Genomic DNA, 13606 nt, shown 5'->3' on the forward strand with positions numbered 1-13606 from the left:
GTGCTCATCAAGTTGAACAGTCTCAAGGACGTAGGCGGGATGAAGCGTAGCGTGGCAGCCGTCGCCGTGGCCCTCACGGTCGGTCTCACCGGATGCGATGGACGCAGCGAAGCTGCGCCCGAGACCAGCCTGCCGCCGGCCGCCGACGCCCCGCTCGCTGAAATCGCTTCGCCGACCACCCCGGCAGAGGCAGCGCCCGTCGCCGCGCCGGCCGTCGACGCAGCGACCATTGACGGGGCCCCGGTCTTCGCCGCTCTCTATCCCGGCGCCCAGGCCGATGGTCCCGCCGCCGTCGCCAACGGCCCGACCGGGCCGGGCGGCCTGATCACCTTCACCACGGACGCCGTCCCCGACGCCGTCGTCGCCTTCTACAAGCAACGCGCCGAAGCGGCGGGCCTTTCCCCTGTCATGGCCATGAACCAGGGCGAGGCTCGCGCCTATGGCGCCGCCGCCCGCAAGGAAAACGGCGCCACCCTGCAGGTCGTCGCCGCTCCCGGCGAAGGCGGTCTGACCTCGGTGCAACTGACCTGGAGCGCCGGGGCCTGATGACCCGCCGGGGGGCCTGCGTCATCGCCATCCTCGCCGCCGGGCTGTCGGCCTGCGCCGGCACCCCCGCCGCCTTGCGCCCGCAAGCGGTTCAAGCCGCCGCCCCGGAAGCCAAGGGCTATCTGAACGGGCCGCTGATCCAGGCCCTGGCCGATGCTACGCCCCCGCCGCCCGTCGCCGGTTCGCCGCTCGATCTGGCCGACAAGGCGCGCTCCGCTCAGTTCAAGACGCTGGAGGATAGCGACCGCTGGCTTCTGGCCACCGCCCATGCCGAGTTGCGCCCGCCGCTGGCCCTGCAACATTTCGACTGCGCCCTGGGCCTGCGCCTGGGCTCGGCGACTACGCCCAACCTGAACCGGCTGATGCAACGGCTATTCGACGATTCCGACGCCGCCGCCGAGTTGGTCAAGGCGCGAGGCTTCCGCGCGCGGCCGGTCGGCGACGACGCCGAGCGCCGCCCCTGCCAGCGGGTCAGCGAGGCGGGCCGCGAGAGCGCCTCCTATCCGTCCGGCAGTTCGACCGTTGCAACCGTCTATGGCGAGGCCTTCGCCGCCCTGGAGCCGCAGCGCGCGACCGAAGTCCGCCGCATCGCCCATGAGATGGGCCTCAGCCGACTGGTCTGCGCCATGCACTATCCCAGCGACGTCGCCGCTGGCGAGGCCCTGGGCAAGACCGTGTTCGACGCCGCCGCCGCAACACCCGGCTTCGACGCCGATCTGGCCGCCGCCCGCGCCGAACTGGCCGCAGTGCGCGCCACGGGCCTGACCAGCCCCGGTTGCGCCTCGGAGCGGCTGGCCCTGGCCACGCCCCTGCCCTGATGACGGCTTGGCTGGCGGCCCTGTGGTTAAGCGCAGCGCCTGACGCAGCAACCTCAGCCGCCTGGGCTCTGCCTGCGGCCCGCCCCTGCTCCGCCGCCGACCTGGCCGAACTGACCGCCGAGGCGAGAACACCCTATCGCCTGACATGCCGCGCCGTCCTGGCTCCAGGCCAGAGCATCGCCCGTCCTGTACTGATCGAAGGCGCCGAGGCCTCGGGCGCGGGGCTGGACTGCCAGGGCGGCACCATCGGACAGGCGGGCGTCGCCGTCAGCCCGCGTCAGCCCACCATCGCCGTCTGGTCGCGCCGCCTCAGCGCCGACCACTGGAGTCGCCCCACCGACATCCGCATCCGGAACTGCGTCATCCACGGCGCCGTGCGCGTCTGGGGCATGGGGGCTGACGGCGGCTATGACGACCTGCGCGCTTCGTCACGCACCGTCGCGCACACAGCGGCAGCGCAGGCGGCGGCTCCATCCCATGTCGAGCTGGACCGGGTGACGATCATCGGGACCGGCTCGATCCCTCTCTATGTCGGACCGGGGGTGACGCAGCTCAGCCTGATGAATTCGACCCTTTCGGGCCGCAGCGTCGCCACAGCGCTCTATCTCGACGCCGAGAGCGCCGACAATCGAATCGCCAACAACACCCTCGCCGTCCAAACTGATCGCGAAATGATCGCCGTCGACGGCTCAGCCCGCAACCACATCGTCCACAACCACTTCACGCTCGGCGGCCGCCCCGGCGTCTTCCTTTATCGCAATTGCGGCGAGCGCGGCGTGATCCGGCATCAAACGCCCTCCGACAATCAGATCACGGACAATGTCTTCTCGGGGACCTCATGGCTGCGCCCTCGACTGGTCGTGGTCGGGGCGCGCGAAGGCGGCCGCTCCTATTGCAAGGCGGATCGCGGCTATCCCTGGGGCAGCAGCATCGACGACGGTGACCGCGCCACGGGCAATGTCGTGGCGCGGAACCTTCGTCGCTAGGCCGGGCGGCCCGTCGCCAAGGGGCCGTATAGCTCCGGGCGACGATCGCGGAAGAAGCCCCAGGCGGCGCGATATTGGTCGAGGAAATCGAGGTCGAAGGTGTGGACCAGCACGCCCTCCTCGCCCGTCAGGCTCTCGACCAGATCGCCGCGATGGTCGGCGATGAAGGAGTGGCCGTAGAAGCTCTGGCCGGCCTCGGTCAGGGTCTCATGGCCGATGCGGTTGGAGGCAATCACCGGCATGGCGTTGGACACAGCGTGACCCTGCATGGCCCGCTGCCAGGGCGCGGCGGTGTCGAGCGTCTCGTCATGCGGTTCCGAGCCAATGGCGGTCGGATACATCAGGATGTCGGCGCCCTGCAGGGCCATGGCGCGGGCGGCCTCGGGGTACCACTGGTCCCAGCAGATGCCGACGCCGATGCGGCCGAAGCGGGTGCTCCAGACCTTGAAGCCGGTGTCGCCGGGGCGGAAATAGTACTTCTCCTGATAGCCGGGGCCGTCGGGAATATGGCTCTTGCGATAGACGCCCAGGGCCTCGCCGTCGGCGTCCAGCATGACCATCGAGTTGAAATAGTGCGGCCCCTCCTTCTCGAAGATCGAGACGGGGATGACGACGCCCAGTTCCCTGGCCACTGGCTGCAGTTGAACCACGGCCGGATGCTCGCGCCACGGATAGGCTGTGGCGAACCAGTGCTCCTCCTGCGTCACGCAGAAATAGGGCCCCTGGAACAGCTCGGACGGCAGGATGACCTGCGCGCCCTTGGCCGCCGCCTGGCGGATCAGGCCAATGGTCTTGTCGATATTGGCCTGCATGTCCTCGCCGTACGAGGTCTGCAGAGCAGCGACCGTGATGGTGCGGGCCATTATGCGGGTTCCTGTTGCGAGATGCAGTGGAAGGAACCGCCGCCGGTCAGGACGGCGTTCGACGGCGACAGAACGATCTCGCGGTCGGTAAAGACCGTGGCCAGAGCTTCACCGGCCAGACGCGCGGCCGTGTCGTCGCCATAGGTCGGCACCACGATGGCGCCGTTGGCGATCAGGAAGTTCATGTGGCTGGCCGGGATCGGGCGCTCGTCGGCGTCCAGCACCAGACCCGGCGACGGGATACGCAGCACCTTGAGCTTGCGGCCCATGGCGTCGGTCGTCTCCATCAGGGTGCGGGCCGTCTCGTCATAGACCTCGGCGTTGGGGTCCTTGCGGCCAAAGGCGATGGGGCAGGCCACCACGCCCGGCGCGACGAAGCGGGCTAGGTTGTCGACGTGGCCGTCGGTGTGATCGTTCAGCAGGCCGTCGCCCAGCCAGACCACGACCTTGGCGCCGACCGAGGCGGCCAGCGCGGCCTCGGCGTCGGCCTGGGTCCAGCCGGTGTTGCGGTTCTTGTTCAGCAGGCACTGGCGCGTGGTCAGGACGGTGCCCTCGCCGTCGTGGTCCAGGGCGCCGCCTTCGAGGATAAAGTCGTGACGCGTGATCGGCACGCCGGAAAACTCGGCGATCTGATCGGCGACCTCGTCGTCGTGCGGATAGGCGTACTTGCCGCCCCAGCCGTTGACGCTGAAGGTCTGGGCCGTCTTCGAGCCGGCGTTGAAGATCGGGCCGGTGTCGCGCAGCCAGATATCGCCGAAGCGCGCCGCCACAACCTCGACGCCGTCGACGCCGTCCAGACGCGCGCGGGCGCCGGGCAAGGCCTCGTCATTACCGACCATCAGCTTGACCTGCTCGCGGCCCGGACCGGCCAGGGCGCGAACCAGGGCTTCGACCTCGTCCTGGGCCTGGGCGAAATACTCGCCCCACAGCTCGGCATGGCTGGGCCAGCCAACCCACATGGCGCGGTGCGGCGTCCATTCGGCGGGGATAGGGTGGGTCATGGGCGAAGTCGATCCGAATGGGAGAAAGGCAGACCGCGCCAGATAGGCCGAGACGCCCCCCGGTTCAATGTTTGCGGGCGACAGGCCGCGGCCGACGCGCTCTGGCTTCAAGCAGCGCGAACGCGCTGTAGGCTCTCGAACAAAGAAAGGGCGGCCCGTTCCCGGACCGCCCTTCCCTGTCTCTCGAGCTGAAGTCAGCTACGTCTTAGAAGGCGTAGGTGACCGTGGCTTGCAGCGTGCGCGGAGCGCCGCGGTAGGCGTAGGTGTTCCTCGAGGCGTCCGTCGCGCCGGAAATCGAACCGAAGTACTTCTCGTCCAACAGGTTCACGACACGCAGGGCCAGGCTCGAGTTCTTGTAGCCGAAGTAGCCCAGGTCGAACTTGGCGTCTGCGTTCACGACCGTATAGGCCTCGGTGTACAGGTCGTTGACGTCGGTGACCCAACGCTCACCCGTGTACTTGACCTGAGCGCCAACTTGCAGCGGACCGGTTTCGTACTGGATGCGACCGCCGAAGGTCCAGTCCGGGGTCTCCGTCAGCGACTTGCCGCCAGTCTTAACAACCGTGGTGTTGTCCAGATAGTCGTTGGCGATTTCCGAGTCCGTGTACGAAGCCGTGGCGTACAGCGACAGGCCTTCAACCGGCGACCAACCGACTTGCGAGTCGAAGCCGTACAGGTCGACATCACCCACGTTCGAGTCGAACGAAACGCCCAGATCCGGATCGTAGCGCGACACGATGCGGTTATCGAACTTGGTGTACCAGACGTTGGCCGAGGCGATCAGCGTGCCGGTTTGGTAGCGGTAACCGAAGTCGTAGGTCGTGGTCTTTTCCGGCTCGGTGATCGGCGAGGTGAGGTCGCCATCGGCGTCGAAGAAGACGGTGTACAGGTTGTCGGTACGCGGCAGGGTCAGCGACTGGGCGAACGAACCGTAGACCGAGTGAGCGCCGGTGAAGTTCCAGCTGACGTTCACGTTCGGCAGGATGTCGTCGAACTTCACTTCACGCGAGTAGGGCGCAATGTAGCTCTGGGTACGGCTGCCCAGCTTGTAGGTGCCGTCCGCTTGCTTGACCGCGGTTTCGGTCGTGCAGGCGACCGAGCTGGTCTTGGACTGCGAGTAGCAGTTCTGGTTCATCTCGCGCTTGAAGAAGGGGGCGCGGACGCCGACGCTGACGCGCAGGGTGTCTTCCAGGAAGCGGCCGGAATATTCGACAGCGAACTGGTTCAGAGTGGCGTAGGACAGACGGTCACGCGAACGGATTTCGTAGCCGTCCAGGTTGACGATGCGGTGTTCCTTGTCGTGCAGACCGGCGAACGGATCGAAGAAGCGCGGCTCCGACGGGTTCGAGAAGTCGATCAGGCTGTTCAGGCCCGTCTGACGGTGACGAGCATCATCCAGGGTGTAGGCGGCGCGCAAGGTCTGCGAGTCTGTCAGCTTCCAGATCAGCGACGAGCTGATGCCGTAGCGCTGCGTGTGGGTGTTGTTGGTCGAGTGGACGCGCACGGTGTCCATGGTGTCCCCGTCGCCGTTCAGGTCAACGCCGCCCGTGGTCTTGGAGCCGCGGATCGTGCGATCGGTTTCCGACAGGACGAACTGGCCCGAACCGCCGGTCGCCAGAGTGTACTGGAACGAGGGATCGAAGGTGAAGATCAGGTTGTCGCGCAGGGTGAAGCGCGACTGAGCACGGAGGTTGCCCGTGTCCGACGGGTTTTGACGCAGAGCCCAGTAGCGGCTGGTCGAGCTGCTGCTGGATTCCGTGTCCGCCACGCCGTTACGGAAGGTCGGCGTCTTGTGGTAGTTATTGTCGAAGTCGGTTTCCCAGGTCACACCGTCAGCCAGGCTGGCCGAGCCATCCGGGTTACGCTTCAGCTGCAGGTCAGCGTAGTTGTTGTTGCGGTTGCGGTTCCAGTGACCGGCGATCGAGACGAAGTCGCCGTTGTCGCGCAGCGGCTGGAAGACCTTGAAGTTGTACTGGGTCTTGTTCAGGTCGCCCTGACCCTTGAACTTGTCGTACGACTGATCCGAATAGGCGAACCAAGCCGTGGTGCCGAGCGGACCGACTTCGCCGGTGTTCAGCAGCGCGAAGACGCGGCGGAAGTTGTCATCGCCCAGCGAGCCCTTGATGCGACCACCGAATTCCGTCGTCGGGCGGATCGAGCTCATGTTGATCGTACCGCCCGAAGCCGAGGCCGTCGGGGAGTCGACGTCGGTCGTGCCGGTGTTGACCGAAGCGCTGGCGATCAGGTCGCTGTCCAACTGCTGGTTGGTGTAGAGCGAATAGTTGCCCGAGTCGTTCAGCGGCATGCCGTCGAAGGTCTGCGAGATGCGCGGACCGTCAAAGCCATGCAGACGGATGTTGCCGCCCGACGAACCATAGGCGTCGTTATTGGTGAAGCTCATGCCCGGAACCAGGTTCAGGACTTCGTTGATCGTCTGGCCGGCGGCCTGAGTCTCGATGAACTCCGAGGTGACGGTCGAGCGGGACTTGCCAACGGTTTCCGCCACGATGGCGCCGTCGATGTTGCGCGGCCCGCGCTGGCCGGTGACAACGACTTCGTCGATTTCAACGGCGGCCGTGCCGGTCGACTGGGCCGAAGCGGCGCCAGCCATGAGAACGCCGCTCATCAGGGCGGTCGTCGCCCAGAACAGCTGTTTGCGGTTGGTCATCTGTCTGTATCCCCAGTGATGAAGGCGTAGCGCCATGCGCGGCAGGCCAATGGCGCCTGTCGAGATGGGCTGGGCCTTAAGGCCGCTGCGGGAAGGTTGGGCGACAGTCATGTGACAGTGATATGACAGCCCCCGGGGGTTGCCATAACGCCACACCCCTGTGGACGATTCTCGTCACACGCTCACGGCGGCGTTTTAATCCGCGCGCAAGGCGAAGGCGTCGGCGATCAGACCCGCGGTCGGCCGCATGGCGCGTGGTTCATGATAGTTGCCGTTGATCTGGCTGCGCGCGATCACATGGGCGCGGAAAGCGGTGAACAGGCCCGGATCGGCGGCGACCGGCCCGCTCCAGAAGGCGTCCACCGGCTGCTGATCGGTCAGCCCCGCAAAGTCGAAAAACGCTTCGCCCAGAACCTTGACCGGGGTGCAGAAGCCCAGGGCTGACAGGGCGGCGCTGGAATTGTTGACCACCATGCCTCGCGATGCGCGGCAAAGCTGGGCCAGGTTGCCGCCGTCGATGAAATCGACACGCCCGTCCAGGCCGCGCTCAACCGCCAGACAGCGGGTCATGTGCGCCAGGTCAGACAGGCCGGGGTCCAGCGGATGGTTCTTGACCACCAGGCGGCAATCCTTGGGCGCATGACGGGCGAAACTGCCCATCACCTCAGCCAGGAAGGCCATGTTGTCGGCATAGGAGGAATAGCGAAGAAGTTGCGCGTCGCCCTCACGCTGCAGACAGGCGATGAAGAAAGGCCCGCGCGCACGGATGACATCCGCGTCGCAGGACTGCTTGGGGCGGGTCGCCAGGCTGAAGTAGCGGCGGATATGGCCCAGGAACTGTCGCCAGGGCGAGACGGTATAGGGATGGCGATAGCGCGGGAACGCCGCCCACCCCAAAGACCCGACCGCATGATAGAGACTGATATTGAAGACGTGGTGCGGCAGGATCTTGCCGACCGGACGCGTCAGCGGCAGCGCCGGAACGGGCCCGGCATAGCCTTCAGCGGTTCGCGGCAACCGGCTGGACCCATTGACCCCGTTCCGTTCCAACGTGATCCAGTCGGGACGGAAGTAGCCGTTCTCGAGCACCCAGACGCGAGCGTTCAGCGAGTCGGCCTGCGCCAGAACCCCCTGATTATAGGGACCGCCCTCGCCGAAGACGATGATGTCGGTGAACTCGTTCGCCAGTTCGCGCACGCGCGCAGGCCAGCGCCGGACATCGTCGCGAAACGCCAGAGCGCCTTCTCGGCGCCAGGTCAGCAGGTCGCCGGCGTTGAAGATCATGCGCACGGTTTCGCCGCCACGCGCGGCAACGGCCTGGGCCAGAAAGCGCCCGAAACCGCCGAACGGCGCGGTGACGATCAGAAAGCGACGGCCACGCAAGTCCGCCTGCACCAGCGGGATCGCGTTCGGCTGATCAGGATCAAATGGCGCGAGCAAACGCTGAGTATCTTTCCAAGGAACGAACCCCTTCCTAGTGCCAACGGCCCGTCAATGACAAGGCGAGTGGACGACCGGGGCGAGTCTGCATTGTAGAAATAGAAGGCCGCCGGCTCGGGAGGAGTCCGGCGGCCGGATATTTCGACACCAAGAACTTGCCCCCGAAACCGGACCTTGCGGTCTGTTTCGGGGGCGGCAGTCTTAGAAGTTGATGTCGATGGTGGCGCGACGGTTGAGCGGCTCGCGCACGCCGTCAGCAGTGGCCTTGGCCAGGGCGGTTTCACCCTTGCCGTCGAGGGCGATGACGCCGCCGTTGACGCCTTGGGCGACCAGGGCGTCGGCGACGGCGCGCGAACGACGGTTCGACAGGCCGAGGTTGTAGGCGGCGTTACCCGAGGTGTCGGCGTGGCCGACGACCAGGATACGGGTCGGAGCGCCCGACTTGGCGTAGTTGGCGGCCTGGGTCACCACCGAACGGGCTTCAGCCGTCAGGTCCGAGCGATCCCAGTCGAAGTAGACCACGAACTGACGCGCAGCCGGCTTGGCCGGAGGCGGCGGAGGCGGCGGCGGGGGCGGCGGCGGGGGCGGCGGCGGCGGCGGGGGGGGCGGCGGGGGCGGGGGAGCCGCCGGCTCAGCGCCGAAGGCGTAGCGCAGGCCCAGGGTCACGGTGTGGCTCTGGTCGTAGTCGCCGGCCATTTCGCCGAAGCTGTTGCTGGCCGTATTCGTGAAGGTCGCGAACTCGGCGTCGCCCGTCAGATAACGGTAGGTCAGGTCGATGTTGGCGCGATCCGAAACGGCCCAGGCCAGACCGGCGATCGCCTGAGCGGCGAACTTGGTCGAGCTGTCGTCAGCGGCGAAGCTGACAGCCGGGTCCTGGCGCAGACGGCCGACCGTGTCGGTGTTGACGCGGTTCAGGCCGACGCCGAGACCGACGAAGGGACGGATGCCCCAGGCCGAATAGCCGAAGTCATAAATGACGTTGGCCATCAGGGTGGTCGAGGTGATGTCGCCTTCCGGCGAGTAGCACGGACCGGTGGCGGGCGTGATGTTGCACAGGCCTTGCGGGCCCGAGACGGCGCGCACGGTGCCGATGTCGCCCGAGCGGTAGCCGCCTTCCAGTTCAACGCGCCAGTTGGGGTTGAAGCGGTAACCAAGGCGAGCAAACGCAGCCCAGCCGTCGTTCACTTCCCAGTTCCAGTTGGAACCGTTGGTCGTCGACTCAGTGTTGATGTCGTCGATGATGTGATAGCCGGCGTCGATTGCGCCGTACCAGCCGTCCGGCTCAGCCGAAGCGGCGCCAGCGGCGAACAGTCCGGCCGCAGCGACACTTGCTAGAATTTTCAGCTTCATTGTGTCCTCACAATTTCAGTTTTCCCAAGGCCGACGCTTTCACGTGACGCTCGGAAGCCGAACGGCACAAGATTGCTCAGGTTCCGTCTTAATAGTCAGGATTGCGGCGGGTGTGGCGCCGCATCAACACAAATGCCCGTTTTTCCCCTCGATCAGGCCTGCTAGGACCATTTTGAAACACAACGGAGACGCGGGATGAGCATTCGGTTCGACGGCCAGGTGGCGATCGTGACGGGCGCGGGCGGCGGTCTGGGCCGCGAACACGCCCTGGCCCTGGCGGCGCGCGGCGCCAAGGTGGTGGTCAACGACCTGGGCGGCGCCCGCGACGGCTCGGGCGGATCGGCCACGGCAGCCGAGGCCGTGGTGGCTGAAATCGAGGCCGCCGGCGGCGAGGCCATGGCCAATGCGGCCTCCGTCACCGACGCCGAAGCGGTCGAGGCCATGGTGGCCGAGGTCATGGCGCGCTGGGGCCGGATCGACATTCTGGTGAACAACGCCGGCATCCTGCGCGACAAGACTTTCGCCAAGATGGACCTGGCCGATTTCCGCCTGGTCATGGACGTCCACCTGATGGGCGCGGTCCACTGCACCAAGGCGGTGTGGGACATCATGCGGGCTCAGAACTACGGCCGTATCGTCATGACCACCTCGTCGTCGGGCCTGTTCGGCAACTTCGGCCAGGCCAACTACGGCGCGGCCAAGATGGCCCTGGTCGGCCTGATGCAGACCCTGGCGATCGAGGGCGCCAAGAACGACATCCGCGTCAACGCCCTGGCCCCGACCGCCCACACCCGCATGACCGAGGATCTCGGCGCCGCCCTGCCGCTGGAGGCCCTGGGCCCGGAGCTGGTTTCGCCCGGCCTGCTCTATCTGGTCAGCCGCGACGCCCCGACCCGCGCCATCCTGGCCGCCGGCGCCGGCGGTTTCGAACGCGCCTATGTCACCCTGACCCAAGGCGACTTCGCCATCGGCCCCGACGCCGTCGAACAGGTCGCCGCCCGCTTCGACGCCATCTCGGACCGCGAGAACGAGATCGTGCCGGACATGGGCGCGGCTCAAGGCATGATCGAACTGACCAAGGCCCAGAAGCATCATGGGTCTTGAAGGGGCCTAACGAGCTTCGCGCTACTTGAGGCCAGGACGCACTCGTGACCGCCCCATGTTCACTTCTTGCGAAGGCGCCTTGCGTTGACCTGACGTGAGGCGCCTATCCTCTCCTTGTTAGGCAGGAAACGCGCTCAAGCAGCGAGCGACCGCGTCGCGAGCGATAGCGCCCTTAAAACAAAGAAGGAGCATCGCAGATGCGTGAAGCCGTCATCGTCTCCACCGCCCGCACCCCGATCGGCCGGGCCTATCGCGGGGCCTTCAACGACACCCAGGCCCAACAGCTGGGGGCCCACGCCGTCAGGCACGCGGTCGCCCGCGCTGGCGTCGATCCCGCCGAGATCGAGGACGTCATCATGGGCGCGGCCCTGCAGCAGGGTTCGACCGGGACCAATGTAGCGCGACAGGTGGCCCTGGCCGCCGGCCTGCCCTCCTCCGTCCCCGGCATGAGCCTGGATCGCCAGTGCGCCTCGGGCCTGATGGGCATCGCCACGGCGGCCAAGCAGGTGATCTTCGACAGCCAGAAGATGGCCGTCGGCGGTGGGTTGGAGAGCATCTCCCTGGTCCAGAACCAGCACATGAACCTGTATCGGATGAAGGACGAGGCGCTGCTGAAGCTGTCGCCCCACATCTATATGTCGATGCTGGAAACCGCCGAGGTGGTCAGCCGCCGCTACAACATCAGCCGCGACGCCCAGGATGAATACGCCCTGCAATCCCAGCAGCGCACGGCCGCGGCCCAGGCCGCCGGTCATTTCGACGCAGAGATCGTGGCCATGACCACCTCCATGCTGGTGACGGACAAGGCCACCGGCGAGACCACCTCGAAAGAGATCACCCTGGCCAAGGACGAGGGCAATCGCCCCGAGACCACGCTGGAGGGTCTGAAGGCGCTGAAGCCCGTCTTCGGCGGCGGCGAGGAAATCCAGCAGGGCGAGTTCATCACCGCCGGCAACGCCTCGCAACTGTCGGACGGCGCCTCGGCGGCGGTCGTCATGGAGGCGGGCGAGGCGGTAAAGCGCAACCTGCAGCCGCTGGGCGCCTATCGCGGCATGGCGGTGGCGGGCTGCGAGCCGGACGAGATGGGCATCGGCCCCGTCTTCGCCGTGCCCAAGCTGCTGAAACGCCACGGCCTGACCGTCGACGACATCGGCATCTGGGAACTGAACGAGGCCTTTGCGGTGCAGGTCCTCTACTGCCGCGACACCCTGGGCATCCCCAACGACCGGCTCAATGTCTCGGGCGGCGCGGTGTCCATCGGCCACCCCTACGGCATGTCGGGCGCGCGGATGACCGGCCACGTCCTGATCGAGGGCAAGCGGCGCGGGGCCAAATACGGCGTCGTCACCATGTGCATCGGCGGGGGCATGGGGGCGGCCGGCCTGTTCGAAATCTACTGAGGCCCGCACTCGGCGGCCCGCCGCGCCTCCATCGCCGCGAACCAGCGCTGGCGCAGGATGGCGGGTCGACCGGGATAGCGGTCATCCAGAAACTCCGCGTCGACCACCCGGTCGGCGCGGAAGCTGCGAAAGTCCTCGCGCGTCTCGCACCAGGCGATCAGCAGACGCGCCCTCTCATGATAGCCGATCAGACAGGGCCAGATGATCCGCGTCGTCTCGCGCCCCTGCTCGTCGGCGTAATAGAGCCGCAGCTTGCGCCCGGCGTGGATCCAGGCCCGCACCCGCGCCAGGTCCACGGTCTCCATCTTCTGCTCCCACGGCGGGGGCGTGGCCACCGAAGGCTCCAGCACCACCGGCCGCAGACGCTCCGGCACGATGGCGGCGATCTTGGCGGTCAGGTCGCGCGCCGCCCGCGCCAGAGCGGGATCGCCGCGCGCCGCCACCCATTGCGCGCCCAGCACAGCCGCCTCGATCTCGTCCGAGGTCAGCATCAGCGGCGGCAGGTCGAAGCCCCCGTCCAGCACATAGCCCAGCCCCGCCTCGCCCCGGATCGGCACCCGCTGGCCCAGCAGGGCGGCGATGTCGCGATAGATGGTGCGCTTGGAGGTCTCCAGCTCGGCCGCGATGGCGTCGGCCGTCACCGGACGCGAGGCCCGGCGCAGCACCTGGATGATCTGGAACAGTCGGTCGGCGCGCCTCATGTCCCCACCCTCGCCGAAGACTGCTGACAGCATGGTGGCAGCAGGGTGTCAGTAGTCAAGACGGACCGCCGCCGACGCCCCGTCGGCGGCGCGACATCTGGGAGGATTATCGATGCTGACCCTGTTCCACGCCCCCTGGTCCCGTTCCTCGCGCCTGGTCTGGCTGGTCGAGGAGCTGGGGGCCGACTGCCGCATCGAATATTGCGACATCCGCCGCATGGACGGGACGGGCGCCGCTGATCCGAAGAACCCCCATCCCGACGGCAAGGTCCCGGCCCTGCTGCACGACGGCGCCCTGATCACGGAATCGGCGGCGGTCGCCCTCCACTTGACTGGGTTGCATCCCGAGGCGGGTCTGGGCTTTCCGCCCGGCGCGCCGGAACGCGGACCGCTGCTGACCTGGTTGTTCTGGGGAACGGGCGAGTTCGAGCCGTCTTTGTGGAACAAGGTCACGGGCGTGGTGGGCGCCGACGCCCACGCCAGGGCCCGCTACGACGCCGCCGTCACCCGCCTGCTGGAGGCCCTGTGGGAAGGCCCCTGGCTGATGGGCGACCGCTTCACCGTGGCCGACGTCCTGATCGGCAGCACCGTGGCCTGGGCGCGTGAGCACCTGCCCGAAAGCCCAGTGCTGGACGCCTATGTCGAGCGGCTGGCGGCGCGGCCCGCCCACGCGCGCGCCATCGCCCGCGACGGCGCCCCGCCGCAGTATGCCCAGGCCAGCTAGGTCCC

At 67.2% G+C, this 13606-nt stretch carries 12 protein-coding genes; 6 read left to right on the top strand and 6 right to left on the bottom strand.

Annotation, left to right across the window (positions count from 1 at the left end; all coding sequences use genetic code 11):
• Nucleotides 1-39 precede the first annotated feature (39 nt).
• Genes ACR9FL_RS15120 through ACR9FL_RS15130 form a run of 3 tightly spaced genes read left to right on the top strand, consistent with a single transcriptional unit; the run spans nucleotide 40 to nucleotide 2350 of the window.
• Nucleotides 40-546, top strand: a complete 507-nt coding sequence (locus ACR9FL_RS15120) for a hypothetical protein (protein WP_436356191.1) — start codon at nucleotides 40-42, stop codon at nucleotides 544-546.
• Nucleotides 546-1364, top strand: coding sequence for a phosphatase PAP2 family protein (locus ACR9FL_RS15125; RefSeq protein WP_436356192.1), 819 nt, complete (start codon nucleotides 546-548; stop codon nucleotides 1362-1364). Before ACR9FL_RS15120 ends, ACR9FL_RS15125 begins: the two co-directional genes overlap by 1 nt.
• Nucleotides 1364-2350 (top strand): right-handed parallel beta-helix repeat-containing protein, encoded by a 987-nt coding sequence (locus tag ACR9FL_RS15130; protein WP_436356193.1) that lies wholly within the window; start codon nucleotides 1364-1366, stop codon nucleotides 2348-2350. Before ACR9FL_RS15125 ends, ACR9FL_RS15130 begins: the two co-directional genes overlap by 1 nt.
• Here ACR9FL_RS15130 and aguB read toward each other — a convergent pair.
• The 5 genes from aguB to ACR9FL_RS15155 all read right to left on the bottom strand — a co-directional run bounded on the left by aguB (nucleotide 2347) and on the right by ACR9FL_RS15155 (nucleotide 9672).
• The gene (gene aguB, locus ACR9FL_RS15135; protein ID WP_436356194.1) at nucleotides 2347-3213 is read right to left on the bottom strand and encodes an N-carbamoylputrescine amidase; all 867 of its coding nucleotides are present in this window, start codon (nucleotides 3211-3213) and stop codon (nucleotides 2347-2349) included. The genes ACR9FL_RS15130 and aguB overlap by 4 nt on opposite strands.
• Complete coding sequence (locus ACR9FL_RS15140) at nucleotides 3213-4214, bottom strand: agmatine deiminase family protein (RefSeq protein WP_436356195.1); 1002 nt, start codon at nucleotides 4212-4214, stop codon at nucleotides 3213-3215. The genes aguB and ACR9FL_RS15140 overlap by 1 nt, the downstream gene beginning before the upstream one ends.
• Nucleotides 4215-4419: 205 nt before the next feature.
• On the bottom strand, nucleotides 4420-6882 hold the full coding sequence (locus ACR9FL_RS15145) for a TonB-dependent receptor (RefSeq protein ID WP_436356196.1): 2463 nt from the start codon (nucleotides 6880-6882) through the stop codon (nucleotides 4420-4422).
• A 195-nt stretch (nucleotides 6883-7077) separates the two neighbouring features.
• Entirely contained in the window at nucleotides 7078-8277 is a 1200-nt protein-coding gene (locus ACR9FL_RS15150) for a capsular polysaccharide export protein, LipB/KpsS family (RefSeq protein WP_436356197.1), read from the bottom strand.
• Between the two features lie 246 nt (nucleotides 8278-8523).
• Nucleotides 8524-9672: an outer membrane beta-barrel protein gene (locus ACR9FL_RS15155; protein WP_436356198.1), complete on the bottom strand. Its 1149-nt coding sequence runs from the start codon at nucleotides 9670-9672 to the stop codon at nucleotides 8524-8526.
• 195 nt (nucleotides 9673-9867) lie between these two features.
• Here ACR9FL_RS15155 and ACR9FL_RS15160 point away from each other — a divergent pair, with 195 nt between their 5' ends.
• Together ACR9FL_RS15160 and ACR9FL_RS15165 are read left to right on the top strand one after the other, a co-directional pair.
• Nucleotides 9868-10776, top strand: a complete 909-nt coding sequence (locus tag ACR9FL_RS15160; protein WP_436356199.1) for an SDR family NAD(P)-dependent oxidoreductase — start codon at nucleotides 9868-9870, stop codon at nucleotides 10774-10776.
• Between the two features lie 197 nt (nucleotides 10777-10973).
• Nucleotides 10974-12176, top strand: a complete 1203-nt coding sequence (locus ACR9FL_RS15165) for an acetyl-CoA C-acyltransferase (protein WP_436356200.1) — start codon at nucleotides 10974-10976, stop codon at nucleotides 12174-12176.
• Here ACR9FL_RS15165 and ACR9FL_RS15170 read toward each other — a convergent pair.
• Nucleotides 12170-12877, bottom strand: coding sequence for a helix-turn-helix transcriptional regulator (locus tag ACR9FL_RS15170; RefSeq protein WP_436356201.1), 708 nt, complete (start codon nucleotides 12875-12877; stop codon nucleotides 12170-12172). The genes ACR9FL_RS15165 and ACR9FL_RS15170 overlap by 7 nt on opposite strands.
• 112 nt (nucleotides 12878-12989) lie before the next feature.
• On the opposite strand from ACR9FL_RS15170, the gene ACR9FL_RS15175 reads away from it, so the two are divergent.
• Complete coding sequence (locus ACR9FL_RS15175) at nucleotides 12990-13601, top strand: glutathione S-transferase family protein (protein ID WP_436356202.1); 612 nt, start codon at nucleotides 12990-12992, stop codon at nucleotides 13599-13601.
• Nucleotides 13602-13606: the final 5 nt, after the last annotated feature.

Origin of the sequence: Brevundimonas sp. CEF1 (genome assembly GCF_051353055.1) — a bacterium.
In the GTDB taxonomy this organism is placed as follows: Bacteria; Pseudomonadota; Alphaproteobacteria; order Caulobacterales; family Caulobacteraceae; genus Brevundimonas.